This is a genomic window from Polaromonas sp., from assembly GCF_012927455.1.
In the GTDB taxonomy this organism is placed as follows: Bacteria; Pseudomonadota; Gammaproteobacteria; order Burkholderiales; family Burkholderiaceae_C; genus Polaromonas.
The window spans coordinates 503,500-526,596 of record NZ_JABBPE010000016.1 but is presented as its reverse complement, the minus strand read 5'-3'; the positions used below and the strand labels follow the sequence as shown (position 1 = coordinate 526,596).

Below are 23,097 nucleotides of genomic sequence, written 5' to 3'. Positions count from 1 at the left end.
CTAGAACCCCGGCGCCCGCAGCGTGGCGCGCAGCGTTTGCGCCTTCTCGGGATCAAACGCTCCCTCGACCCGGGCCAGTACCTCGCCCTGGCGGTTGACGACCACGACAGAAAGCTGATCCACACCATTGAGGCCCGCGGAGCGCACAAAGCTGGCGCGATCGGTGAACACCGGCAGCAGTTTGGCGCGTTCGGCCTCGGCGGGATAAAGCGTCCTTAATTTATTTTCCAGCGCGTCACGACCTGTCGGCGTACCCGGATCGTTAATGACCGGCAGGCGCATCCAGGCTATCGTGGAATCCTCACGTAAATTGAGTCCGCGCACCCAGCTTTCTGCCTGCTCCCGGTGGCTGCGGTGAAAGGTGATGAGCGCCAGCGTGCGGTCGGCGGGTAGCTCTTGCGGCACGGCCAACGGCTGGCGCAACAGCGTTTGCGCCATGAAGGCCGGTAGGCGTCCCATCACACTGGACTCATTAGGCGCTGAAAACGCGAGTGCAACAGCCAAGCTGGCCACTGCAAGCCAGGCGCCAACATACGACACGTTGCTTTTCATGATGCGCTCCCACTGCCACCACAGTGAAAAAATATTACACGAATTCCTACTTTGACCATACAAGTAAAGACGAACGGCTGGCAAACGAAGTTTTGGAACAAAGTGTTATTACTGTGGAGTAACACAATGGGCTGAAGAGTCAAAAAAGGAATGGGCTTGTTCGCGTTATCACACGCAAAACGTGCCGACGTCTAAAATGCAGCCATGTCTTACAGCCCCGCCATGCTCAGCCCGACGCCTGCCACTGCGAAAATCAGCGCACTTAAGGGCGGCCCGGCCAGGCCGTCTTTCAAAGCGCAGATGCTGCAAGCTCGAGAAGCGGCGATCGTTCAGTCAGCCACCCGGCTGCTGGCTGAAAAGGGCTTTGACATGATGACGGTGGACGAAGTGGCGGCCGAGGTGGGCATCGCCAAAGCCAGCCTGTACAAGCACTTTTCCAGCAAGGAAGACCTCGCTGCCGCAGCCATGGTGCAGGTGTTGGGCCAGGCCCGAAGCTTTCTGGCCAGCCTGCCGGCCGACGCGCCGGCGCTTGAGCAACTCAAGGCGGTGGTGCGCTGGATGATGGCGTTACAACTGGCCGGGCAAATGCCCTCGCTGCCAAGCCAGAACTCCATCCTGCGCGCTGCGCTGATGCGCAACAAAGCCTATCTGGATGGACTGATGGAGGCCAGCGAGCGCATAGGCGGCTGGATCGAGCAGGCGCAGGCGCAGGGGGCCATCAATGCCAGGCTGCCGCCCATTGCCGTGCTTTACACCCTGTACGCACGCGCCTGCGACCCGGTGCTGGATTTCCTCAAGATGGCCGGCCAGCACAGCGATTCGCAGATCATCGAACTGGTTTTGAGCACCTGTTTTGACGGTCTAAAAGGCCCCTAGCCTATATATGACGGGTGCAAACAGCTATTAAACTTATAGCAACCGGGCAGCTTAGCGCACCAAGAGCACCGGCACCTGGCAGTTCGCCAGCACCTGCGTGGCCACCGAGCCCATCACCAGGTTGCCCAGCGTGCCGTGGCCGTGCGAGCCCATGATGACCATGTCGAACTGGCCTGCGTCGGCAAACTTGGCGATGGTCTCGCCGGCCGGGCCGATCTTCCAGTTGCTCTTGGCGTTGATGCCGTGGCGTGTCAGGAATTTGGACACCGGGGCCATCACCTTTTCGGATTCTTCCGAATAGTAGTTGTCCACGACCTCCTTGCCGACTGCTGCGCGGGCGCGCGGCGGCAAGGCTGGCTGCACCGTCAACACGGTGTAGTCGTTGTTGGCGCCGAACAGTTCGTCGTGCGTGGTCAGGTAGGCCAGCATTTTCTTGGTGAAGGTGCTGCCGTCAACGGCCAGAAGAATATTCATAGGGGCTCCTCATTTTTAAAACCACAGTTTAGCCAGTGGTACGGCCAGTCACTTGACTTGGAACAAGATAGCGGGCGCCGGCTCAGACCGCCACCGTGACACATAGCGAGGGGCGAAACGCCGCCTGTTCGCCCTTGCGCGCATAGCCCAGCGGGTTGGCGACCACGCGGCAGCCCAGCTTCACATAGTCGATTCGGCAATGCAGATGGCCGTGCAGCCACAGCTTGGCCAGCGGCAAAAGTTCGTCCAGCGAGTTGCAAAATCCTGCGGTGCCAGATGAGAGGCCGTAGCGCGGATCGGCACTGAGCAGGCTGGGCGCAAAATGCGTTACTACCACGGTGGGCCCGGCAAACGGTTGGGCCAGCGCCTCGCGCAGCCAGGCCTGGGCTTTCAAGCCTTCTTCGCGCACCGCGTCCGCCAGCAGCGGCTCGCCGTTGCGAAAGGAATGGTTTTTTTTAAGGTAGAAATTGGCGGCGCGGAAAGCCTTTTCACGCGCCTTCAGCTGCTCGCCCAGCGTGACCTCGCCGCTACGGGCCTGGTCAGTGCTTAAGGCATCGAAGTCAGCCCACAGCGTGCTGCCGACAAAACGTACGCCGCCCCACACCAGGCTTTCGCGCTCAAGCCAGACCATGCCCAGACGCTGGCAGGTTTCGCGCAGCCGCGCGTGCGCCTGGTCAAAATCCAGCCCGTCGTACTCATGGTTGCCCGGCAGAAAAAACACCGGCGTCGGCCAGCCGGCGCCGCCCTGGCTGATCGGCAGGGGCGAAAAGCGCGCCAGGCCAAAATCCGCGATGTTCAAGCTGCTCAGCAGCGAGTCGTTTTGGTAAGAACCAACGTCGCCGGCCAGCACCAGCAGATCGGCGCCGGGCAGCGGCCGGGCCGTGAAATGCGGATTCGACTCGAGGTGCAAGTCAGACAAGAGCTGGATGTTCACAGGCCCGATTGTGCGTGAACGCGCCAGCAACGCGGAGCCGGACGGTTGCATTCACCGGGCGCCTGGAAAACCGGCGTCGCCCAGCGCTCATACCCACCGCCACGGTCAACTATGCATTTTCTGCATGGAATTGTGGCGCGCCGGACTTGCAAACCTAGGGAAAACCCTTAATCTAGAGATATCGCAACTTTCAACGCCTTTGAGCGCTTTTGATATGTACCGCCTACTCTCCCAAATCTCGCGTTTTCTGCCCACAGCTGCCGGTTTTGCGCCCGTCAACGGGGTCGCGCACAACCTGATGGAACGCGCCGAAGCCCGCTCCGGCCGCAACCCGCGCCAGGCGCAAGAACTGCGCGGCGCCGCCCTCGCTTTCCTGCGCGTGATTCGTTAGGTTCTTCGGGCTTAAAGCCTGACGCCCGCGCCTTTCACGGCTGGCGCCAGCGACGACACTTGGGCCTTGACGAAGCCTGTGAAGGCCGCCGCGCTACCCGGGCTGGTGGCGATGCCTAGTTCCAACATTTTCTTTTTGAAGTCGCTGCTGGCCAAAACCTCGTTGCAAGCCGTGTTCAGCCGCTCCACCACGTCGGCGGGCAGGTGGGCCGGTCCGCTCAAGCCAAAAAAGTTGTCCAGTAACAGGTTCGGATAGCCCGCTTCGATGACCGTGGACACCTCGGGCACCAGCTGCGAGCGGCTTGCCGAAGTTACTGCAAGCGGCACCAGCTGGCCGCTCTTGAAATAGGGCACAAACGCCGTCAGCACATCGATACCCAGCGGAATCACGCCGGAGATCAGGTCGGTCGTCATGGGCGCACCGCCCCGGTAGGGAATGTGCACCAGGTTCACGCCCATGGTTTTTTTCATCAACTCGCCGTAAATGTGGCCAATCGACGCCGGGCCACCAGAGCCAAAGTCAAGCCGTCCCGCCTTGCGCGCCTGCGCTTCAATATCTTTCATGGTTTTGATCGCTGTGGCCGGATTCGCCATCACCACGCAGGGCGCGCTGCCGATCAGTGCGATGTGGCTAAAGCCTTCGATCGGGTCGTACGGCTGTTTTTCCAGCGCAAACGGGCCGATGGAGATCGGCGTTGAATTGCTGAGCATCAGCGTATAGCCATCGGCGGGCGCCTGCGCCACCAACAGCCCACCGACGCTGCCACCGGCGCCCGGCCGGTTGTCCACCACCACCGCCTGCCCGAGTTTTCGGCCCAGCTGTTCGCCCAGCACACGCGCCACGATGTCGCTGGCACCGCCCGCCGGGAAGGTCACGACGATCTTGATCGGCTTGTCCGGCCAGGCGGCCAGCGCCGGCAGCGCCACGCCGGCCGCTGCGGCCGCGAACAGCTTGAGCGCGCTGCGGCGCGGCAGCTGCGCTGCGCCATGGCAGAAGGTCAAAAGGGGCGGCGAGGTGCGTTCAGACATGATGGCTCCAAAAATGGTGAACCAAGTGTTATGCAAAAATCGTGCCCTCACAAGCCCATGCGCCGCCGCGCCAGTGACAGCGCTGCCAGAACCGCTTAAATGCCGCCGTTTCGGCATAAATTATGGCTGCGGCTCAATAGCAACGGGCGTAACCAGCTATTAAAATGATAGCATTTTGCGGTCCGTCGAGGCGCTCCGCCTGGTCACGCTGCGCCGCCAGCACGAGGCTGCGACCGGCGCGCGCAGCGCTCATAGGCACCCGATATCCCTCGCCCTGGCAGCCTGCCGCGCGCCCTGTCAGACTGGTGCGCATCGGCGCGGGGCAGAAGCCTGCCCATAGCCGGCTATCCCTTTCATCAGCCACCTAAGGAGCCGCCCATGAATGACCCAGCAGGCCATCCCGCCACGACAGCAGCCGTCCCCGGCAGCTCGCCTGAAAGCCTGGCCTGCCGGCTCAGAGCCTTTCTGCAGGGGCGCGCCACACAGGGCGGTCTGCCCATCAGCTACCAGCAAACGGCAGCAGCGCTGCAGCTGGTGCCGCCTCACACCATTCACCGGATCACGAACGCGCTGGAGCAGCTGATGACCGAGGACGCGGCCGCCGGACGACCGTTGATCGCAGCTCTGGTCGTCAGCAAGTGGCGCGACGGCCTGCCCGCGCCGGGTTTTTTCGAATGCGCGGCGCAACTCGGACGCTTTGCCGGCGCGGCGTCGGGGCCGGACGCACGGGCGTTTCACGCGCTTGAACTGAAGGCGGCGCTGGCATGGTGGGGGGAATGGCGCAGCCCTGACAGTGACCGCTGATGGTGATGGTGATGAAAAGCTTGCCGTCGCGAACGTCCCTTGCCTTTTGAGTTAAGGGATGAAGCAATGTCAGGTCGTGTACGGCTGGCCTGTGACGGCGCTGCGCTGCGAGCTACACCGCCACGACTTCGATGTCGGGCTCGATCATGCGAACCAGGTTCCCGATAGCGCTGAGCGTTCCGGAGATCGAGCTTGGGCAGCTGCCGCAAGCGCCCTGGTAGTGGACGCTGAGATAGTTGCCGGCCAAGCCCACCACATGCAGGTCACCACCATCGGCTTGCAGCGAAGGCCGGATGCGCTGGTCCAGCAGCTCGCTGATCACTTCCAGCCGCTGCTGGTCTTGCTCGCTGAGATCGGCGATGGACGCGCGCGCCGCGAACACCGAGGCGGCAGACTGCGCGGCAGCCGCCGGCGCGGCGCGCAGCGGTACGGCAATCAGGCGCACCAGTTCCGGCCAGTCGGCGCCGCCGTCCTGCGTCACGGTGAGCCAGCGATCCACGTAAAACACATTGCTCACATGCTCGATGGCGAACAGCGCGGAAGCGAGCGCATCGCCACTGGCCTGGTCTGCGTTCTCGTAGGAATGCGAAATGCCCCAGGTCAGCGGCTCATGAAGCGTGAACTTGACTGCATTTGGGTTTGGTGTGTCGTCTATTTCGGCAATTTTCGGCATTTAAAGCTCCTGAAAAGAGGACGCCTTGCGGGCGCTGGGCCGGGGCGATTCCAAGCTCACTGCACACCCGCTGGATTGACCAGCGCCTGCAGTTCGCCCAGTTCGTACAGCTCGCGCACAATGTCGGCGCCGCCCACCAGCTCGCCGTTGACGTAGAGCTGCGGAATGGTCGGCCAATTGGCATAGGCCTTGATGCCGGCCCGGATTTCCGGATCAGCCAGCACGTCGACGGCGGCAAAGTCCTGCACGCCGCAGGCCTGGAGCATCTGCACCGTCGCGCCCGAGAAACCGCATTGCGGAAACTGCGGCGTTCCCTTCATGTAAAGCACGACGGCGTTGGCGTTGATTTGCGCGTGAATTTTTTCCTGGACGTTCATTTCTATGGCTCCAAGTTATTGATTGATCGATTGCGCCCAGGCTTCGGGCGTGAAAGTTTGCAGCGACAGCGCATGAATTTCAGAGCGCATGCGATCGCCGAGTGCCGCATACACCAGCTGATGCTGCTGCACCTTATTTTTTCCGGTGAATTGCGGGCTGACGATCACCGCCTCGAAGTGCTGGCCGTCATCGCCCAGCACTTGCGCGTGATCGCACGCCAGGCCATTCAGGATGAAGTTTCTTAGTTCATTCGCTGTCAGCATCTTGTCCTTTCCAGGGATTACTTTGCGGCAGGGGCCGCATCATGCATTACCGATCGGCGCGTGCATCGGATCAGCCTCGGCTTCTGTGGATGTGCTGGCGACCGAATTGAGTGCGGCCTGCAGCGTGTGCCACGGCAGGATGGCGCACTTGACGCGCGTTGGCAGGTCGCGCACCCCGGCGAAGACCGCCAGCCGCCCGATCTGGTTGGGCTGGCTCAGGTCGAGCTTGCCGGTGGCCATGGCCAGGAATTCCTGGGTCAGCGCCTGCGCCTGCTCGCGCGTCTCGCCCTTCACGGCAGCCGTCATCATCGAGGCCGATGCCTTGCAGATGGCGCACGACTCGCCCCGGAACGCGATCTGGTCAATGGTCTCGCCCTGCAGCTGCAGCGCCACGCTGAGGTGGTCGCCGCACAGCGGGTTGTGGCCTTGCGCGTGGTGACTGGCATGCTCCAGCGTGCCGTAGTTGCGCGGCTTTTTGTTGTGGTCCAGGATGACTTCCTGGTAGAGCGCCTTGTAGTCGTCCATCATGCAAACACTTTCTGCACGCTGCGGATGCCGGCGATCAGCGCATCGACGTCAGCCATGCTGTTGTAGAACGCAAACGAGGCACGCGACGTGGCGGGCAGCTTGAAGCGCGCCATCACCGGTTGCGCGCAGTGGTGGCCGGTGCGCACCGCAATACCCTCCTGGTTGAGCAGCGTGCCGACATCGTGCGGGTGCACGCCGTCTAGCGTGAAGGACAGCACGGCGGCCTTGTTGCGGGCGGTGCCTATGATGCGCACACCGGGCAGGTCGTTCATCTGGCTCGTCGCGTATTGGAGCAGCTGGTTTTCATACCCGGCAATGGCCGCCATGCCGATGCCAGACAGGTAATCGACGGCCGCGCCCAGCCCGATGGCGGCGGCAATCGGCGGCGTGCCGGCTTCGAATTTGTAGGGAATGGTGTTGTAAATGGTTTTCTCGAACGACACCGACAAGATCATGTCGCCGCCGCCCTTGAAGGGCTGCATTTTCTCCAGCAGCGCCGCCTTGCCATAGAGCACGCCGATGCCAGTGGGGCCGCACAGCTTGTGGCCCGAGAAGGCATAGAAGTCGCAGTCCAGGTCCTGCACATCTACGGCCAAGTGCGGCGCGGCCTGCGCGCCATCGACCAGCACCGGCACACCGTGCGCATGCGCGAAAGCAATCATCTTCTTGACCGGGTTGATGCTGCCCAGCGCGTTTGAGACCTGCGTCACGCCGACAAACCGGGTGCGCGCATTGAACAGCTTCTCGTAGTCGTCCATCAGCAGTTCACCGGCGTCGTTGATCGGCACCACGCGGATTTTTGCGCCGGTTTCCTCGGCCAGCATTTGCCACGGCACGATGTTCGAATGGTGCTCGAGCGTGGTCAGGATGATCTCGTCACCGGCCTTGATGAACTTGCGACCGTAGCCGTGCATCACCAGGTTGATGGCCTCGGTGGTGCCGCTGGTAAAGATCACTTCGCGCTCGTCGGGCGCATGGATGAAGCGCTGCAACTTGGCGCGCGCCTCCTCGTAAGCGGCGGTCGCCCGTTCAGACAGCGTGTGCACCGCCCGGTGGATGTTGGCGTGCTCCGTGGTCTGGTAGCGCACCAGGCGGTCTATGACTGGCTGCGGCATCTGGCTAGAGGCCGCGTTGTCCAGGTAAACCAGCGGCTTGCCTTCGACCTCAATGTGCAGGATGGGAAAGTCGGCGCGCACCTGCTCGACATCAAAGACAGGCGTGACGTGGGTTGGCTCGGCGCGCGCGTTCATGGCTGGCTGCCGGTTTGCGCCAGCATGCGCTGCTGCAGCTGGTGCTTGAGCGATGGCACGGGAATGCGCTCGATGATCTCAGCGCCAAATGCGTAGGTCAGCAACTGGCGTGCGGCGCTGCCGGACAGGCCGCGGCTCTGCAGGTAGAACAGTTCTTCGGCATCCAGCTGGCCAATCGTGGCGCCATGCGTGCATTTCACGTCGTCGGCAAAAATCTCCAGTTGCGGCTGGGTATCGACCTGGGCCCGGCTGCTGAGCAGCAGGTTGCGGCTGGACTGGGCCGAGTCGGTGCGCTGGGCGCCGGGGCGCACGATCACCTTGCCGTTGAACACCGCATGCGCGCTGCCGTCGGCAATGCACTTGTGCAGCTGGCGGCTGCTGCCATGCGGCTGGGCGTGATCGATGCAGCTGTGGGTATCAGCCAGCTGGCTGCCGGCCAGCAGCGCAAGCCCGTCAACCGCGCACTCGGCGCCCTCGCCCAGCACGACATTCAAGTGGAAGCGGGACAGCTGCGCGCCCATCGCCAGGCTGACCAACTGGTAGTGGGCCGAGCGCCCCACAGACACCGCGCAGTTGGCGATGTGAAACGCCTGCTGGCCGTCGCGCTGCACACGGACATGCGTGACATGCGACTGGTCGGCCAGCACGATTTCTGTCACTGGATTTATCAAGTAAGCCAGGCAGGCCGCATCCTGCAGCGCCACGTAGTCCTCGACCAGCGTCACGCTGCTGCCCGCTTCGGCCAGCAACAGGCAGCGCGGGTGGCTAACGGCTTGCGCCTGCGTGGCCACGAACAGCAGATGCACCGGAGCTGCCAGCTCCACATGGCGCGGTACCACCAGCACCGCTGCATCCTGCAGATAGGCCGTATTCAGCGCGGCAAACACGTTGTCGCCCAGCGTCTGCTGGCGGCCCAGTTGCGCCTCCAGCGCGGCGGTGTGCGTGGCCATCGCCGTCGGCAGATCGGTCACGACCACGCCGCCTTCGGGGGCCGGGATCGACAGCTGCGGCGCGTAAACGCCATCGACAAACACCAGCCGTATCGCGGCGTCGTCAAGGCAAAACGGCGCGATGTCTTCGGCCTGCAGCCGGGAGGCAGCCAGCACCGGCTGGAACGTCAGCCGGTGCAGCGGCGCCAAATCGGTGAAGCGCCACGCCTCGTCGCGCACCGTGGGCATGGCAAGCGCGCCCAGCGCTGTCTGCGCTTGTTCGCGCAGCGCATTGACGCGCGCCCAGGGGCTGGGCGCCAGCAGCGGCTGGCCGGCCAGCAGCGTGCCCAGGTGGTCCACCGTGGGCTCGCGAAGTGCAGTGGCGCTGCTCATGATGCGCTGACCGCTTCGGCTCTCGCCCCGCCAGTCGCCTGGTGCTCGGCGCTGACCCAGTCGTAGCCGCGTTTTTCCAGTTCCAGCGCGAGTTCCTTGCCGCCGGTCTTGATGATGCGGCCGGCGTCCATCACATGGACGAAGTCGGGCACGATGTAGTTCAGCAGCCGCTGGTAATGCGTGACCAGGATGACGGCGTTGTCGGGCTTGATCAGCTGGTTCACGCCCTGCGAGACAATGCGCAGCGCGTCGATGTCCAGGCCAGAATCGGTCTCGTCGAGGATCGCCAGGCGCGGCTCCAGCAGCGCCATCTGCAAAATTTCGTTGCGTTTTTTCTCGCCGCCCGAAAAGCCCTCGTTGACGCTGCGGTCCAGAAAATCGGGACTCATTTCCAGCAGCTTCATCTTCTCGCGCACAAAGTCGTCGAACTCCAGCGGGTCCAGTTCTTCCCGGCCGCGCTGCGCCTGCAGCGTGTTGTAGCTCAGGCGCAAAAACTGGCTGTTGGCCACGCCGGGTATTTCAATCGGGTACTGAAAGCCCAGAAACACGCCGGCCAGGGCGCGCCCCTCGGGCGTCAGCGCCAGCAGGTCCTGGTCCTCGAACAGTACCCGGCCGGCGGTGACTTCATAGGCCGTGTGGCCCGCCAGCACTTTGGCAAAGGTACTTTTCCCCGAGCCGTTGGGCCCCATGATGGCGTGCACTTCGCCGCGCCTGACCGTGAAGTCCAGGCCCTTGAGAATGTCAATGCCATTGACGCTGGCGCACAGGCCGCGCACCTCAAGTAAAACCGGGCTGTTGGGGTTGATCATCCGACTGCTCCTTCAAGTTTGAAGCCGAGCAGCTGGGTCGCTTCGACCGCGAACTCCATCGGCAATTGTTGAAACACGTCCTTGCAAAATCCATTGATGATCATGGACACCGCGGCTTCGGCGCTGATGCCACGCTGGGCGAAATAGAACAGCTGGTCCTCGCCGATCTTGGAGGTCGAGGCCTCGTGCTCGACCTGGGCGGTCGGGTTGCGCACCTGGATGTAGGGAAAGGTGTGCGCACCCGACTTGTCGCCGATCAGCATCGAATCGCACTGCGAATAATTGCGCGCGCCGGTGGCCGTAGGCATCACCTTGACCAAGCCCCGGTAGCTGTTGCTCGACTGCCCGGCCGAGATGCCCTTGCTGACGATGGTGCTGCGCGTGTTCTTGCCCAGGTGGATCATCTTGGTGCCGGTGTCGGCCTGTTGGTGGTGGTTGGTCACCGCCACCGAATAAAACTCGCCTACCGAGTTGTCGCCGCGCAGAATCACAGACGGATACTTCCAGGTGATGGCCGAGCCGGTCTCGACCTGCGTCCAGGAAATGCGCGAATTCACGCCTTTGGCCAGTCCGCGTTTGGTGACAAAGTTGTAGATGCCGCCGACGCCGTTTTCATCGCCCGCATACCAGTTCTGCACCGTCGAGTATTTGATGTCGGCGTTGTCCAGCGCGACAAGTTCCACCACCGCCGCATGCAGCTGGTTGCTGCTGAAGGCGGGCGCGGTGCAGCCCTCAAGGTAGGACACCGAAGCGCCCTCTTCGGCCACGATCAGCGTGCGCTCGAACTGGCCCGACTCCTCGGTGTTAATGCGAAAGTAGGTCGACAAGTCCATCGGGCACTTGACGCCTTTGGGAATGAAGCAGAACGAACCGTCGGTGAACACCGCCGAGTTGAGCGCGGCGTAATAGTTGTCGCCGGTGGGCACCACCGTGCCCAGGTACTTTTTCACCAACTCCGGGTGTTCCAGCACGGCCTCGGACATCGAGCAGAAAATGATGCCTGCCTCGGCCAACTTGGCTTTGTAGGTCGTGGCTACCGACACGCTGTCGAAAATTACATCGACCGCCACGCCGGCCAGCGCCATGCGCTCGTGCAATGGCACGCCAAGCTTTTCAAAGGTGCGCAGCAGCTCGGGATCGACCTCATCCATGCTGCTGAGCTTGGGCTTTTGTTTGGGCGCGGCGTAATAGCTGATGGCCTGGAAGTCGATCTTCGGGTAATGCACGTTGGGCCAGGCCGGCTCGGTCATCAGCAACCAGGCCTGGTAGGCCTTGAGCCTGAAATCGAGCAGCCACGCGGGCTCGTTTTTCTTGGCCGAAATCATTCGGATAGTCTGCTCGCTCAAGCCCTTGGGCGCGACATCGGTTTCGATGTTGGTGACAAACCCGTGTTTATAGGGCTGGTTGACGAGCGTTTGCAGTAGTGCACTCATGGTGTTCCTTCTGGCGGGTTGTCTGGCTTGAAGAAAACGTGGGCGGGCAAGCGCTTACGTTTTGGCAGGACTGGCCTTTTTCTTGACGTTGAAGCTTTCCCCGCAACCGCATTCACTGTCGACATTGGGGTTGTCGAACTTGAAGCTTTGCTTGAGGCCTTCGGTGACGAAGTCAATGCGCGAGCCATCGAGATACTCAAGGCTGTAGGCATCGACCACGATCCGGGCGCCATGCGACTCGAAGCTGTGGTCGCCCGAGCCGACCTCGTCGATGAGGTCGAAGGTATGCGCCAGGCCGGTGCAGCCTACTTTCTTGACGCCGATGCGCAAGGCAATGCCCTTGCCACGCTTTTCAAGCTGACGCTGGATCTGCAGCGCTGCTCTTTCAGTCAATACCATGGTCATTTGTCAAACTCCTGAGGTAGCGCAGTCGCTCCGCCCGATTTGGCCATCGCACCATGTCGGTGCGGCAAGGTCAGCATCGTCGCGGCAGTTCTGCCCGGGAAAGATGTCCTTAGTCGTAAAATGGATACCTGACTAATTTAGTCAACTATAAAGACCGACCATATCACTAACCATAGGCCCTGAGAAGAGAAGGTGAATTGGCGTCGCTGAAGCGCAGCAGCGCGGCGCGCCAAGGGCTGCCGGCATGTTTCTCCTGAAATCTGGTTTTCCGCGCGCGGGGGAAGGGTTGAGCATGCGCGCAGTGGCGCGCGCGGCTCAAGCCGCAGTAGTTCACGCGATTTATGGCTGCAGCCTTTACAGGCAGGGCGTGACCTACTATTTAATTAATAGCGCACAGCGTCCTGCACGGTGACCGGCGGCCCGGCTTGGCGAAGGCCCGGTTGAGGGCGAAGGGCTTGCACGCTTGACAGTGCGCGAAGGTGAGCTGATCCGCCTTGGCGACCCGCGTGGGCCGCGATCAGGCGGGGGCCGGCCAGCGGCAGCTCCGGGAATGTTTCCTGGCTCGCCGCTTCGGCGAGCCCCAGCCTCAGTTTCTGCCGCCTTGCATCATCATCGCTTCCATGTCGGCTATGGACACCATGCCGTTCTTGCTTTTCATCTTTTTCCACATCGCTGCGTGGTGGCTGTCGAATTCCTTCTTGGAAATCATGCCGTCGCCGTTGGCGTCCATAGCCTTCATGTCCATACCCATACCCATACCCATACCCATGTGCGCGCCCATACCCATACCGGGACCGCCCGCGCCCATGGCACCGCCGGGCTTCATTCCTGCGCCAGCGGGTGGCATGGCGTCGTTAGCCGCCGGGCTGGTGGGACTGGCCGGGTTGGTGGGGCTAGCGGGACTGGCAGGAGCTTGAGCGAATGCGGAACTGCAGGCCAGCGCCAAGGTCGCGAGGAAAGTTGATTGCTTAATCATTATTCACCTTCAAAAAATCGAGCAAATTGCTCAAACTTCATCTTCACTTGCCCTGCCAAGAGGCCTGTAGGACGCGAGCCGTTGCGGCCGTCAGACACGGGAGGGGTTGCACCGCTTCACCGGGGCTTGTTTCGGTGGAAACCCTTGTGTGCGCCGCCCATTGCCCCTAGCATGGCCCCACTTACAAGAGGAGAGAGTGCGATGGGAATGTTGGACTGGACAGAAAAAAGCAGCACGGTGCTGCAGCGCGGCGGCGTAATAGCCCCTGACGAACGCCTGAGCTGGCCGCTCACCACCGTGATGGGCCTGCAGCATGTGGTGGCGATGTTTGGCGCCACGGTGCTGGCACCCATTTTGATGGGTTTCGATCCCAACATCGCCATCCTGATGAGCGGCATCGGCACGTTGATCTTTTTCGTCGTCACCGGCGGCAAGGTTCCGAGCTACCTGGGCTCGAGCTTCGCGTTCATCGGCGTGGTGATTGCCGCCAGCGGCTTCGCCGGCAAAGGGCCAAACCCGAATATCGGCGTGGCGCTGGGCGGCATCATTGCCTGCGGTGTGGTCTACACATTGATTGGCGCCATCGTGCAACGCCTGGGCACCGGCTGGATAGACCGTCTGATGCCACCTGTGGTGACAGGCGCCGTAGTAGCCGTGATCGGACTAAACCTGGCAAGCATTCCCATCAAGAACATGGCGGCAAGCAACTTTGATTCGTGGATGCAAGTGCTGACTTTCGTCAGCGTGGCGCTGGTCGCCGTCATGACGCGCGGCATGGTTCAGCGCCTTTTGATTCTGGTCGGCCTGATCGTCGCCACGCTGATCTATGCGTTACTGACCAACGGGCTGGGGCTGGGCACGCCGTTGGATTTATCGGCCATCGGCAACGCCGCGTGGGCCGGTGCGCCTGGCTTTACCGCGCCGGTGTTCAGTGCCCATGCCATGCTGCTGATCGCGCCGGTCGCCATCATCCTGGTGGCTGAAAACCTCGGCCATATCAAGGCGGTGACGGCCATGACGGGCAAAAACCTCGACGCCTACATGGGGCGCGCCTTCATCGGCGACGGCGTGGCGACCATCATCTCGGGCAGCGCCGGCGGCACCGGCGTCACCACTTACGCGGAAAACATCGGCGTGATGGCTGCCACCAAGATTTACTCGACCGCGGTGTTTGTGGTGGCCGGCCTGCTGGCCGTGGTGCTCGGTTTCAGCCCCAAGTTTGGCGCGCTGATTCAAGCGATTCCGCTGCCGGTGATGGGCGGCGTCAGCATTGTGGTGTTTGGCCTGATCGCGGTGGCGGGCGCCAAGATCTGGATCGACAACCGGGTGGATTTTTCAGACAACAAAAACCTGTTGGTCGCAGCCATAACCCTGGTGCTGGGGACCGGTGATTTCACCTTGAAGTTTGGCCAGTTCGCGCTGGGCGGCATTGGCACAGCGACGTTCGGCGCGATATTGCTCAATGCGCTGCTGAGCCGCAGGCGCGCGTAAAGCGCAAGCCAAAGCGGGAGGCAAAAGTCTTATTCGCTTACTGAGCGGGCGGCTGGCATTGAGCCTCGGCCAGCGCCGCCTTGGTATCCGCCAGTTCACGCTCCAGTTCGACGCGCTCGGCAATTTCATGCTCAAGGGCCAGGTTGACCTGCGCCAGATTGTCGGCAGTCTCTTGTATCTTGCTTTCCAGTTCTTCGCCTTGCTGCAAGGCCTGCGCCACCGCATCGGTCTGGATGTGGCCGGGAATTTCCTGCTTCAGCACCGTATTGATCAGCAGCAGTTCGTCGGCCGACTGCTCAACCGTCTCTTGAACGGTTTCGTTCTGGTCCAACGCGCGTGCCAGTGGCGTAGACACAGGGGCGGGGACGACGTTGGACGGCTTGGACATGCCGAAGATTTTAGCCGACACGCGCGCTGCAGGTAAAGCTGGCAGCGCGCCGAAAAGCTGCAGCCCCGTAAGGTCTTGCTCGAGCCGCCGCTACTTTATAGGCGCAGTGGCTCTTCGCTGAGCGCCAGCACGGCAAAGCTTGCCAGCCAATGCGTGCCGACATAGTCGCCAGCGCGAGAGTGCGGCAGCGCGACGGCCAGATGCGCTTCAATCGCCTGGCGCACCGGCTCGCGCAAGTGGCTCGGCAGTTCGCTTTCCAGCAAACGCCAGCACCACGCGCGCGACAGATTGAGGCCGTCAAGATGCGACAGCTTGGGGTCGCTGCGATCGGTGTTTTCAACCGGCGCCAGCCAATGCTGCAAGGCTTGCGGCGCCGGACAAAATGCCTGCCACCAGTCAGCGTGGCTGCGGGCATCGCTGACGCGCCGCATCAGCACCGCCTCCAGCAAACCGCCGGACAAAAAATCGTCGCCTCCCGGCTCGTAATCAGCCGGATAAAGGCGGTCGGCGCCGAACCATGCCTGGGCCTTGGCCACGATCAGCTGGCGCAGCGCGCTGTGCCCGCTGGCCTGGGCATAGTCGAGGGCGAACAGCAAGCCGAAGGCGCTGTTGGCATGCGTTCCGGCGCGTATCGGATGCTGCGTGATCGGCAAAAACTGCAGGTAGCGTTCTGCGAAAGCGTCGGCCAGCGGTTGCAAGGCATCACGCCAGCGCGCAGCGCGCGGATTGATCGCGGCCAGCGCCGCCAATTCCGTCTGCAGCTTAAGCAGCCAGGCCCAGCCATAGGTGCGTTCAAAGGATTGGCGCGAAGCCTGCTGCAGGTAGGCCAGCTCCGCAGCCACAGCGGCGCCGGTGAAATGGCCATCGAAGGCCGCGCTGATTTGGCCGGCTTCAGGCAGCTCGGCATGCAGCCGGAGCAGCCGCGCCAGCAACCAGTGCATGTGCACGCTCGAATGCCAGTCGTAGCTGCCATAGAAAACCGGATGCAGTGCTCGTGGCGCGCGCAACTCGCCGGCGTCGTTGATGACGTGGTCGAGCTTGTTGGGGTACTCCCGCGCAATGTTGAGCAAAGCCAGGCGGGCAAACGCGGGCGCCAACACCGAAAGAGGTATGGACATGGTCGATTAGCGCGACATTACCGCGACAAATAGGCTTGCGCCAGCCGCACCCAGTAGCTGGCACCAATCGGCAGCAGCTCGTCATTGAAGTCATAGCTCGGGTTGTGCAGATTGCACGGCCCGAGACCGTGGCCCATCGTGCGGTGTGCGCCCTCACCATTGCCTATGAAGACGTAGCAGCCGGGTTTTTGCTGCAGCATGAAGGCGAAGTCCTCGGCGCCCATGGTCGGCTCCACCGCCGCGTTGACATTGCGCGTGCCCACCATGGCCTGCAGGACTTCGACCGCTAACGCCGTTTCCTTCACGTGATTGACCAGCGGTGGATAGTTGCGCTTGAAGCGGAAATCGACCTGCGCATCAAAGGCCGCCGCGGTGTGCTGGGCGACCGCGCGCATGCGTTGCTCGATCAAATTGAGCACCTCTGTGTTGAAGGTGCGCACCGTGCCGATCAGCGTCGCCTCATCCGGGATCACATTGGTGGCGCTGCCAGCGTGGATTTGCGTGATTGACAACACGCCCGCATCGATCGGGCTCTTGTTGCGGCTGACAATGGTCTGCCAGCCCTGTGCGATTTGCACCGCCACCATGATCGGGTCAACACCCTTGTGCGGTTGCGCCGCATGCGCGCCCTTGCCTTGGACGATCACTTCGAATTCATTGGAGGACGCCATCATCGGCCCCGGCGTCACGCCGAAAGTACCCACCGCCGCGCCCGGCCAGTTGTGCATGCCAAACACCGCGTCCATCGGACACTGTTCAAACAGCCCATGCTCCATCATGGCGCGCGCGCCCGCGCCGCCTTCTTCCGCGGGTTGAAAAATCACGTAAACAGTACCGTCAAAATTGCGCTGCTGCGCCAGGTAATGCGCGGCGCCCAGCAGCATGGCGGTGTGGCCGTCATGACCGCAAGCGTGCATCTTGCCCGTGTGCCTGGAGGCGTGCGCAAAGGTATTGAGTTCCTGCATTGGCAGCGCATCCATGTCAGCGCGCAGGCCGACCGCACGCGCGCTGCTGCCCGCCTTGATAATGCCGACGACGCCGGTTCCGCCCATGCCGCGCAGCACAGGAATACCCCAATCGGTGAGTTTTTGAGCAACTACGCCTGCCGTGCGCTGCTCTTCATAGCAGAGTTCTGGATAGGCATGGATATCGCGCCTGATTTGCTGCAGCTCGGGTTGAAACTCGATGAGTGGGTCAATCAAATTCATGGTGGCTGTGTTCATGGCGTTTATCCTGAGGCACGCATTTTGCATTGAGATTATGCTGCTCCATCTTGGTGCTGGGCAGCAAGTCAGCGGTGCGTAACCCTACTAATAGTAAGCTCAGACACAAGAAATGTCTTTTCAACGGAGATCCCTGTATGCCCGTCACGCCATCGTCTCGTTTCGTCTTGCGCGGTCTGACCGCCGCCGCTATTGCCACGCTGCTGGCGCTGTCGGCGCCGCTTGCGGGCGCGCAGGAACTCAAGCTCGCGATGAGCTCGCCGCCGACCTCGATGGATCCGCATTTCTACAATCTATTTTCCAATCTGAACGTGTCCGACCACATGTTCGAACCGCTGGTCACGATGGATGCCGACAGCCGCATCATTCCCGGTCTGGCCGAGTCCTGGACGCTGGTCAACAACCTGACCTGGGAGTTCAAGCTGCGCAAAGGCGTCAAGTTTCACGATGGCAGCGAGATGACCGCCGAAGATGTGGCCTGGTCGATAGACCGGCCGGCCACCATCGTCGGCAGCCCGGGCAAGTTTGACGTCTACACCAAGGCGGTCATCAACAAAAAAATTGTGGACGCCCATACCATTCGGCTCACCACCAAGGAGCCCTACCCGCTGTTGCTGTCCGACCTGACATCGATCTACATGGTGTCCAAAAATGCCACGCAAGGCTTGGCTAGCGACGACTTCGCCAGCGGCAAGGGCATGGTCGGCACCGGTTCTTACAAATTCGTCAAATTCCTGCGCGACGACCGCATCGAGCTGGAGCGCAATGACGGCTACTGGGGCAAGAAGCCGGCCTGGAGCAAGGTCACGCTGCGCTTTATCCCGAACGGCGCGACGCGGCTGGCCGCGCTGCTGGCCGGCGATGTGCAGGCGATCGAGAACGTCCCGACACCGGATCTGGCGCGGGTACGCTCTGACAATAGCATCGGCCTGTTCTCCAAAGTCTCGCACCGGGTGATTTTTCTTTACCCGGACACCAGCCGCGACAAGTCGCCCTTCGTGACCGACAAAGAGGGCAAGCCGCTTGACAAAAACCCGATGCAGGACAAGCGCGTGCTGCAGGCGATCTCGATGGCGATCAACCGCGAAGCCATCAAGGAACGCGTGATGGAAGGCTTGTCCGAGCCGACCAGCAACCTGGTACCGGCCACGCTGTTTGGCCACAATCCCAACCTGAAGGTCGTCAAGTACGACCCCGAGGGCGCCAAGAAACTGTTGACGGCCGCCGGTTATCCGAACGGCTTTGGCATCACCATCCATACGCCGAACAATCGCTACATCAACGACGAGAAGATCACTCAGACGATTGCGCAGATGCTGTCGCGCGTTGGCATCGCTGCCAAGGTTGAAGGATTGCCGATGTCGGTGTATTCGTCGCGCGGCGCCAAGCGCGAGTATTCGCTGGGCCTGCTCGGCTGGGGTGCGCAGACCGGCGAAGTCTCGTCGCCACTGCGTGCGCTCGCCGCCTGCGACGATCCGGCCAGAGGCTTTGGCGGCTTCAACTGGCTCAAGTACTGCAATCCCAAGCTGAACGAGCTGCTGGGCAAAGCCCTCAACACGGTCGATGACAAGGAGCGCTCCAAATTGCTGCAGGAGGCCACCGCAATTGTCATCAACGACGGCGGCCTGATTCCTATCCACCAACAAGTTACGACGTGGGCCACGAAAAAGGGCATTTCCTACATTGCGCGCACCGACGAGCGCACGCACGCCTACGAGTTCAAACCACAGTAAGGCCGCATTCCCGTCCGCCCGGTGGCCACATCGGGCGGCATGGCGTTTTCACCCAGCGACCAAAGCGTCCGGCGTGACGCAGCTTTCAGCTTCCAGCCCTCACCTCAGAAAATATCCGTGCCTGTATTCATCATCCGCCGCCTGCTGCAAAGCGTCGTCGTGCTGCTCGTGATGTCGTTGCTGGTCTTTGTCGGCGTGTTCGCCATCGGCAACCCGATCGACAGCCTGATCAGCCCGGACGCCGACCAGCTCGAGCGCGCCCGCACGATTGCCGCCTTCGGCCTCGACAAGCCGCTGTGGCAGCAGTATTTCATCTTCGTCAAAAACGCGCTGGGCGGCGACATGGGTCGTTCGTTTGCCTTTTCTACGCCAGCGCTCACGCTGATTTTTGAACGCATGCCGGCCACCATGGAACTGGCGGTTTTCGCCATCGTGATCGCTGTTCTGCTGGGCATTCCGTTGGGGTTGTGGGCCGGCTTGCGGCCCAATGGCATCGCCGGCAAAAGCATCATGGCGGTGTCGATTCTCGGTTTTTCGCTGCCGACCTTCTGGGTCGGCCTGATGTTGATCATGGTGTTTGCGGTGCAGCTGGGCTGGTTGCCCTCAAGCGGGCGCGGCAGCACCGAGCTGCTGCTGGGCGTCCCCGTCAGCTTTCTGACGCTGGACGGTTTGCGCCACATGCTGATGCCGGCGTTCAATCTGGCGCTGTTCAATATTGCACTGGTGATCCGCCTGACGCGGGCCGGTGCGCAAGAGGCTTTGCTGCAAGACTACGTGAAGTTCGCGCGCGCCAAGGGCTTGCGCAACAGCCGCATCATCGGCGTGCATGTGCTCAAGAACATCCTGATTCCGGTCATCACCGTGATTGCCTTGCAGTTCGGCTCCATCATCGCGTTCGCCATCGTGACCGAAACGGTGTTTGCCTGGCCGGGCATGGGCAAACTCATCATCGACTCGATAAGGGTGCTGGACCGGCCGGTCATCGTTGCCTACTTGATGCTGATCGTGGCGATTTTCATTCTGATCAACCTGCTGGTGGACGTGGCGTATTCACTGCTTGATCCGCGCGTGCGGCTGTCAGAGGCCAAGGGATAGACATGCAAACCAGTCAACCTGTTGTTGCCTTAGAGACGCCGTTCAAACGCTTTGCGCGCCATTTCTTTTCCAGCAAGATCGCCACCGTCGGCTTCATCGCGCTGTTGCTAATCGTTCTGGCGGCGCTGTTGGCGCCGCTCATCTCGCCGCAAAACCCCTACGACCTGTCGCGCCTGGACGTGATGGATTCGCGGCTGGAACCGGGCAAGACCTCGGCTGACGGCAGCCTGACTTTTCTGATGGGCACCGACGACCAGGGCCGCGACATGCTGTCGGCCATCCTCTACGGCATACGGATTTCGGTCGCGGTCGGCGTCATCAGCACCGTGATCGCGCTGGTGCTGGGTCTGGCGCTCGGCCTGCTGGCCGGATATTCGGGCGGCCGCATCGAGTCTTTCATCATGCGCGTGGCCGACATCCAGCTGTCTTTTCCACCGATTCTGATTGCACTGATCTTGCTGGCCCTGACCGGGCAGGGCGTCGGCAAGATCATCATCGCGCTGGTGGCGGTGCAATGGGCTTACTACGCGCGCACGGCACGCAGCGCCGCACTGGTGGAACGCAAAAAAGAGTACATCGAGGCGGCGACCTGCCTGGGCCTGTCGCCAGCGCGCATCATCTTTCGCCACCTGCTGCCCAATTGCCTGCCGCCACTGATCGTCATCGCCGCGCTGCAGGTCGCCTCGGCGATTTCGCTGGAGGCCACACTGTCATTTCTCGGCCTCGGCCTGCCGGTCACGGAGCCTTCGCTGGGCCTGCTGATTGCCAACGGTTTCCAGTATCTGCTGTCGGGCAAATACTGGATCAGCTTTTTCCCAGGCATCGCTCTGCTGGCCACCGTGGTGGCGATCAACCTGGTGGCCGATCAGTTGCGCGACGTGCTCAACCCGCGCTTGCAAACGCAATAAAGCGCAATGAAGTGCAAAGACCTCTGCCATGACTGACGCCTATCCGGTCCCGACGCTGTCGGTGGAAAACCTGCAGACGCGCTTCGTTTCGCGCGCCGGCACCGTCAAGGCGGTCGATGACGTGTCGTTTTCGCTGCAGGCCGGCCAGATCATGGGCCTGGTCGGCGAATCGGGTTCCGGCAAGTCGATGACGGGCTATTCGATCATGGGCTTGATCGATGCGCCCGGCCAGGTGGTGGGCGGGAGAATCCTGCTTAAGGGGCGGGACCTGCGCGGCCTGTCGCCCGAAGCCATGCGCCAGGTGCGCGGCAACCGAATCGCGATGATTTTTCAGGATCCGATGATGACGCTGAATCCGGTTCTGCGCATTGACACGCAGATGATGGAAGCCGTGCTGGCGCACCAGGATGTCAGCCGCGACAGTGCGCGTGCCCTGGCGCGCGACGCCCTGACGCGCGTCGGCATTGCCTCGCCCGACGAGCGCCTGCAGGCCTATCCGCACCAGTTTTCGGGCGGCATGCGGCAACGCGTGGCGATTGCCACCGCGCTGCTGAACAAGCCCGACTTGATCATTTGCGACGAGCCGACGACCGCGCTCGACGTCACCATCCAGGGCCAGATCCTGTACGAAATGCAGAAGTTATGCCGCGAATCGGGCACCGCGCTGATCTGGATCACGCACGACTTGTCGGTGGTGGCCGGTCTGGCCGACAGCGTGTGCGTAATGTACGCCGGCAAGATCGTCGAAAGCGGCAGCGTGCGGCAAGTGCTGGAGCGGCCGCGCCACCCCTACACACAGGGCCTGATTGCATCTGCGCCCTCGCGCAATCCGCGCGGCGCGCCGCTGCAGCAAATCCCCGGCATGACGCCCTCGCTGTTGAACCTGCCGGGCGGCTGTGCCTTTCGCGAACGCTGCACGCGCGCCACCGTGCTGTGCCAGGCAGCGCCGCCGCTGCACAGCAGCGAGGGGCGCGGCTGGCGCTGTTTTCATCCGCTCATCGACGGCACCAGGGTCGCGCCATGAATCAGTCCAATCCCATGGACCCGGCGCCGCTGCTGGAACTGCGCGGCGTCAGCAAGCGCTTCGTCAAATCGCTTGACAGCGCGGCGCGCATCGCCAATCTTTTTGGCGCTCGCGTGCAAGAAGAAACCGTCTACGCCGTCGACGACGTGACGCTGTCGATTGCTGCCGGCGAAGTGGTCGGCCTGGTCGGTGAATCGGGTTGCGGCAAATCGACGCTAGGCCGCATGGCGGTTGGTCTGCACAGCCTGTCGGCCGGCACGCGCTGGTGGAAGGGCGAGGAAATCGACAAGCTGGCGCCGCCGCAAAAGCGCAAAGAACAGCTGGGCATCCAGATGATCTTTCAGGACCCCTACGCCTCGCTCAATCCGCGCATGCGTGTAATCGATATCGTCGGCGAGGCGCCGGTGGCGCACGGCATGGTGCAAGCGAGCCAGCAAAGCGCGTATGTCGAGGCGCTGCTGCAGCGGGTCGGCCTGGACCCGGCGGTGCTGCGGCGTTTTCCGCACCAGTTCTCCGGCGGTCAGCGCGCACGCGTCGGCATTGCGCGGGCGCTGGCAGTGCACCCTCAATTTCTGGTGTGCGATGAAGCGGTTGCGGCGCTTGATGTGTCTATCCAGGCGCAGGTGCTGAACCTGTTCATGAAGCTGCGCGACGAGCTGAATTTGACCTATCTGTTCATCAGCCACGACCTCGGGGTGGTACGCCATCTATCGGATCGCGTCGCCATCATGTACCTGGGCCGCTTGGTCGAGTCGGCACCGGCCGACGAGGTGTTCGCTCGCCCGAATCATCCCTACACGCTGGCGCTGCTGGCGTCGGCGCCGCGGCTGGAGGTGAAAAAAATCGAATTCCTGGCGGTCAAAGGCGAGATTCCGTCACCGCTGCAGCCGCCCACCGGCTGTCATTTTCATCCGCGCTGTCCGCATGCGATGACGCGCTGCAAGGAAGAAAAGCCGGCCTTGCGGGAAATTGCGTCTGCGCATTTCTCGGCCTGTCACCTCAATGGATAACGCGGGGGCCG

Annotated in this window: 26 protein-coding genes; 9 read left to right on the top strand and 17 right to left on the bottom strand. The window is 62.1% G+C overall.

What is annotated here, in order from left to right; translation table 11 throughout:
* On the bottom strand, positions 1-552 hold the full coding sequence (locus HHJ18_RS17535) for a hypothetical protein (RefSeq protein WP_296917207.1): 552 nt from the start codon (positions 550-552) through the stop codon (positions 1-3).
* Between the two features lie 300 nt (positions 553-852).
* Here HHJ18_RS17535 and HHJ18_RS17530 point away from each other — a divergent pair, with 300 nt between their 5' ends.
* Positions 853-1,428, top strand: coding sequence for a TetR/AcrR family transcriptional regulator (locus HHJ18_RS17530; protein WP_296917399.1), 576 nt, complete (start codon positions 853-855; stop codon positions 1,426-1,428).
* A 51-nt stretch (positions 1,429-1,479) separates the two neighbouring features.
* Here HHJ18_RS17530 and HHJ18_RS17525 read toward each other — a convergent pair whose 3' ends face one another.
* On the bottom strand, positions 1,480-1,902 hold the full coding sequence (locus tag HHJ18_RS17525; protein WP_296917205.1) for a universal stress protein: 423 nt from the start codon (positions 1,900-1,902) through the stop codon (positions 1,480-1,482).
* A gap of 82 nt (positions 1,903-1,984) precedes the next feature.
* Entirely contained in the window at positions 1,985-2,836 is an 852-nt protein-coding gene (locus HHJ18_RS17520) for a metallophosphoesterase (RefSeq protein ID WP_296917397.1), read from the bottom strand.
* A 214-nt stretch (positions 2,837-3,050) separates the two neighbouring features.
* On the opposite strand from HHJ18_RS17520, the gene HHJ18_RS17515 reads away from it, so the two are divergent.
* A complete protein-coding gene (locus tag HHJ18_RS17515) occupies positions 3,051-3,227 on the top strand; it encodes a hypothetical protein (RefSeq protein ID WP_296917203.1) in 177 nt (58 codons plus the stop codon).
* Between the two features lie 11 nt (positions 3,228-3,238).
* On the opposite strand, the gene HHJ18_RS17510 is transcribed toward HHJ18_RS17515, so the two are convergent.
* Positions 3,239-4,255 (bottom strand): tripartite tricarboxylate transporter substrate-binding protein, encoded by a 1,017-nt coding sequence (locus HHJ18_RS17510; RefSeq protein ID WP_296917201.1) that lies wholly within the window; start codon positions 4,253-4,255, stop codon positions 3,239-3,241.
* Between the two features lie 378 nt (positions 4,256-4,633).
* On the opposite strand from HHJ18_RS17510, the gene HHJ18_RS17505 reads away from it, so the two are divergent.
* Positions 4,634-5,059, top strand: coding sequence for a hypothetical protein (locus HHJ18_RS17505; protein WP_296917199.1), 426 nt, complete (start codon positions 4,634-4,636; stop codon positions 5,057-5,059).
* 112 nt (positions 5,060-5,171) lie between these two features.
* Here HHJ18_RS17505 and HHJ18_RS17500 read toward each other — a convergent pair whose 3' ends face one another.
* The 10 genes from HHJ18_RS17500 to HHJ18_RS17455 form a co-directional block, all read right to left on the bottom strand.
* On the bottom strand, positions 5,172-5,732 hold the full coding sequence (locus HHJ18_RS17500) for a NifU family protein (RefSeq protein ID WP_296917197.1): 561 nt from the start codon (positions 5,730-5,732) through the stop codon (positions 5,172-5,174).
* A 56-nt stretch (positions 5,733-5,788) separates the two neighbouring features.
* Positions 5,789-6,109, bottom strand: coding sequence for a Grx4 family monothiol glutaredoxin (gene grxD, locus HHJ18_RS17495; RefSeq protein WP_296917196.1), 321 nt, complete (start codon positions 6,107-6,109; stop codon positions 5,789-5,791).
* A gap of 15 nt (positions 6,110-6,124) precedes the next feature.
* Positions 6,125-6,373, bottom strand: coding sequence for a BolA/IbaG family iron-sulfur metabolism protein (locus HHJ18_RS17490; protein WP_296917194.1), 249 nt, complete (start codon positions 6,371-6,373; stop codon positions 6,125-6,127).
* A 39-nt stretch (positions 6,374-6,412) separates the two neighbouring features.
* Positions 6,413-6,901, bottom strand: coding sequence for a Fe-S cluster assembly sulfur transfer protein SufU (gene sufU, locus HHJ18_RS17485; RefSeq protein ID WP_296917192.1), 489 nt, complete (start codon positions 6,899-6,901; stop codon positions 6,413-6,415).
* The gene (locus HHJ18_RS17480) at positions 6,898-8,151 is read right to left on the bottom strand and encodes a cysteine desulfurase (RefSeq protein ID WP_296917190.1); all 1,254 of its coding nucleotides are present in this window, start codon (positions 8,149-8,151) and stop codon (positions 6,898-6,900) included. Before HHJ18_RS17480 ends, sufU begins: the two co-directional genes overlap by 4 nt.
* Entirely contained in the window at positions 8,148-9,473 is a 1,326-nt protein-coding gene (gene sufD / locus HHJ18_RS17475) for a Fe-S cluster assembly protein SufD (RefSeq protein ID WP_296917188.1), read from the bottom strand. The genes HHJ18_RS17480 and sufD overlap by 4 nt, the downstream gene beginning before the upstream one ends.
* Positions 9,470-10,282, bottom strand: a complete 813-nt coding sequence (gene sufC / locus HHJ18_RS17470) for a Fe-S cluster assembly ATPase SufC (RefSeq protein WP_296917186.1) — start codon at positions 10,280-10,282, stop codon at positions 9,470-9,472. Before sufC ends, sufD begins: the two co-directional genes overlap by 4 nt.
* Entirely contained in the window at positions 10,279-11,715 is a 1,437-nt protein-coding gene (gene sufB / locus HHJ18_RS17465; protein ID WP_296917184.1) for a Fe-S cluster assembly protein SufB, read from the bottom strand. Before sufB ends, sufC begins: the two co-directional genes overlap by 4 nt.
* 54 nt (positions 11,716-11,769) lie before the next feature.
* The gene (locus HHJ18_RS17460) at positions 11,770-12,120 is read right to left on the bottom strand and encodes an iron-sulfur cluster assembly accessory protein (protein ID WP_296917182.1); all 351 of its coding nucleotides are present in this window, start codon (positions 12,118-12,120) and stop codon (positions 11,770-11,772) included.
* 586 nt (positions 12,121-12,706) lie between these two features.
* Positions 12,707-13,096 (bottom strand): hypothetical protein, encoded by a 390-nt coding sequence (locus HHJ18_RS17455; RefSeq protein ID WP_296917181.1) that lies wholly within the window; start codon positions 13,094-13,096, stop codon positions 12,707-12,709.
* Between the two features lie 201 nt (positions 13,097-13,297).
* Between HHJ18_RS17455 and HHJ18_RS17450 the strand changes: the two genes are divergently transcribed.
* Positions 13,298-14,587, top strand: a complete 1,290-nt coding sequence (locus tag HHJ18_RS17450; RefSeq protein WP_296917179.1) for a solute carrier family 23 protein — start codon at positions 13,298-13,300, stop codon at positions 14,585-14,587.
* Positions 14,588-14,624: 37 nt separating this feature from the next.
* On the opposite strand, the gene HHJ18_RS17445 is transcribed toward HHJ18_RS17450, so the two are convergent.
* The 3 genes from HHJ18_RS17445 to HHJ18_RS17435 all read right to left on the bottom strand — a co-directional run bounded on the left by HHJ18_RS17445 (position 14,625) and on the right by HHJ18_RS17435 (position 17,301).
* Positions 14,625-14,975, bottom strand: a complete 351-nt coding sequence (locus tag HHJ18_RS17445; protein WP_296917177.1) for a hypothetical protein — start codon at positions 14,973-14,975, stop codon at positions 14,625-14,627.
* A 95-nt stretch (positions 14,976-15,070) separates the two neighbouring features.
* Positions 15,071-16,093, bottom strand: a complete 1,023-nt coding sequence (locus tag HHJ18_RS17440) for a DUF2891 domain-containing protein (protein ID WP_296917175.1) — start codon at positions 16,091-16,093, stop codon at positions 15,071-15,073.
* Positions 16,094-16,110: 17 nt separating this feature from the next.
* A complete protein-coding gene (locus tag HHJ18_RS17435; RefSeq protein ID WP_296917395.1) occupies positions 16,111-17,301 on the bottom strand; it encodes a M20 aminoacylase family protein in 1,191 nt (396 codons plus the stop codon).
* 152 nt (positions 17,302-17,453) lie between these two features.
* On the opposite strand from HHJ18_RS17435, the gene HHJ18_RS17430 reads away from it, so the two are divergent.
* The 5 genes from HHJ18_RS17430 to HHJ18_RS17410 all read left to right on the top strand — a co-directional run bounded on the left by HHJ18_RS17430 (position 17,454) and on the right by HHJ18_RS17410 (position 23,086).
* On the top strand, positions 17,454-19,049 hold the full coding sequence (locus HHJ18_RS17430; RefSeq protein WP_366558855.1) for an ABC transporter substrate-binding protein: 1,596 nt from the start codon (positions 17,454-17,456) through the stop codon (positions 19,047-19,049).
* A 117-nt stretch (positions 19,050-19,166) separates the two neighbouring features.
* A complete protein-coding gene (locus HHJ18_RS17425) occupies positions 19,167-20,144 on the top strand; it encodes an ABC transporter permease (RefSeq protein WP_296917173.1) in 978 nt (325 codons plus the stop codon).
* 2 nt (positions 20,145-20,146) lie between these two features.
* Positions 20,147-21,052 carry an ABC transporter permease gene (locus tag HHJ18_RS17420; RefSeq protein ID WP_296917171.1) on the top strand — a complete coding sequence of 302 codons (906 nt, stop codon included), beginning with the start codon at positions 20,147-20,149 and terminating at the stop codon, positions 21,050-21,052.
* A 28-nt stretch (positions 21,053-21,080) separates the two neighbouring features.
* On the top strand, positions 21,081-22,076 hold the full coding sequence (locus tag HHJ18_RS17415) for an ABC transporter ATP-binding protein (protein WP_296917170.1): 996 nt from the start codon (positions 21,081-21,083) through the stop codon (positions 22,074-22,076).
* Complete coding sequence (locus HHJ18_RS17410; RefSeq protein ID WP_296917168.1) at positions 22,073-23,086, top strand: ABC transporter ATP-binding protein; 1,014 nt, start codon at positions 22,073-22,075, stop codon at positions 23,084-23,086. Before HHJ18_RS17415 ends, HHJ18_RS17410 begins: the two co-directional genes overlap by 4 nt.
* Positions 23,087-23,097 lie beyond the last annotated feature (11 nt).

Excerpts from the sequence above, each read along its gene's own strand:
- sufB (WP_296917184.1), bottom strand. The coding sequence starts at position 11,715 with ATGAGTGCACTACTGCAAACGCTCGTCAACCAGCCCTATAAACACGGG.
- HHJ18_RS17505 (WP_296917199.1), top strand. The coding sequence starts at position 4,634 with ATGAATGACCCAGCAGGCCATCCCGCCACGACAGCAGCCGTCCCCGGC.
- HHJ18_RS17515 (WP_296917203.1), top strand. The coding sequence starts at position 3,051 with ATGTACCGCCTACTCTCCCAAATCTCGCGTTTTCTGCCCACAGCTGCC.
- sufC (WP_296917186.1), bottom strand. The coding sequence starts at position 10,282 with ATGATCAACCCCAACAGCCCGGTTTTACTTGAGGTGCGCGGCCTGTGC.
- HHJ18_RS17525 (WP_296917205.1), bottom strand. The coding sequence starts at position 1,902 with ATGAATATTCTTCTGGCCGTTGACGGCAGCACCTTCACCAAGAAAATG.
- HHJ18_RS17430 (WP_366558855.1), top strand. The coding sequence starts at position 17,454 with ATGCCCGTCACGCCATCGTCTCGTTTCGTCTTGCGCGGTCTGACCGCC.
- HHJ18_RS17440 (WP_296917175.1), bottom strand. The coding sequence starts at position 16,093 with ATGTCCATACCTCTTTCGGTGTTGGCGCCCGCGTTTGCCCGCCTGGCT.
- grxD (WP_296917196.1), bottom strand. The coding sequence starts at position 6,109 with ATGAACGTCCAGGAAAAAATTCACGCGCAAATCAACGCCAACGCCGTC.
- HHJ18_RS17450 (WP_296917179.1), top strand. The coding sequence starts at position 13,298 with ATGGGAATGTTGGACTGGACAGAAAAAAGCAGCACGGTGCTGCAGCGC.
- sufD (WP_296917188.1), bottom strand. The coding sequence starts at position 9,473 with ATGAGCAGCGCCACTGCACTTCGCGAGCCCACGGTGGACCACCTGGGC.
- HHJ18_RS17415 (WP_296917170.1), top strand. The coding sequence starts at position 21,081 with ATGACTGACGCCTATCCGGTCCCGACGCTGTCGGTGGAAAACCTGCAG.
- HHJ18_RS17455 (WP_296917181.1), bottom strand. The coding sequence starts at position 13,096 with ATGATTAAGCAATCAACTTTCCTCGCGACCTTGGCGCTGGCCTGCAGT.
- HHJ18_RS17420 (WP_296917171.1), top strand. The coding sequence starts at position 20,147 with ATGCAAACCAGTCAACCTGTTGTTGCCTTAGAGACGCCGTTCAAACGC.
- HHJ18_RS17435 (WP_296917395.1), bottom strand. The coding sequence starts at position 17,301 with ATGAATTTGATTGACCCACTCATCGAGTTTCAACCCGAGCTGCAGCAA.
- HHJ18_RS17490 (WP_296917194.1), bottom strand. The coding sequence starts at position 6,373 with ATGCTGACAGCGAATGAACTAAGAAACTTCATCCTGAATGGCCTGGCG.
- HHJ18_RS17530 (WP_296917399.1), top strand. The coding sequence starts at position 853 with ATGCTGCAAGCTCGAGAAGCGGCGATCGTTCAGTCAGCCACCCGGCTG.
- HHJ18_RS17535 (WP_296917207.1), bottom strand. The coding sequence starts at position 552 with ATGAAAAGCAACGTGTCGTATGTTGGCGCCTGGCTTGCAGTGGCCAGC.
- HHJ18_RS17460 (WP_296917182.1), bottom strand. The coding sequence starts at position 12,120 with ATGACCATGGTATTGACTGAAAGAGCAGCGCTGCAGATCCAGCGTCAG.
- HHJ18_RS17410 (WP_296917168.1), top strand. The coding sequence starts at position 22,073 with ATGAATCAGTCCAATCCCATGGACCCGGCGCCGCTGCTGGAACTGCGC.
- HHJ18_RS17480 (WP_296917190.1), bottom strand. The coding sequence starts at position 8,151 with ATGAACGCGCGCGCCGAGCCAACCCACGTCACGCCTGTCTTTGATGTC.
- sufU (WP_296917192.1), bottom strand. The coding sequence starts at position 6,901 with ATGATGGACGACTACAAGGCGCTCTACCAGGAAGTCATCCTGGACCAC.
- HHJ18_RS17510 (WP_296917201.1), bottom strand. The coding sequence starts at position 4,255 with ATGTCTGAACGCACCTCGCCGCCCCTTTTGACCTTCTGCCATGGCGCA.
- HHJ18_RS17500 (WP_296917197.1), bottom strand. The coding sequence starts at position 5,732 with ATGCCGAAAATTGCCGAAATAGACGACACACCAAACCCAAATGCAGTC.
- HHJ18_RS17445 (WP_296917177.1), bottom strand. The coding sequence starts at position 14,975 with ATGTCCAAGCCGTCCAACGTCGTCCCCGCCCCTGTGTCTACGCCACTG.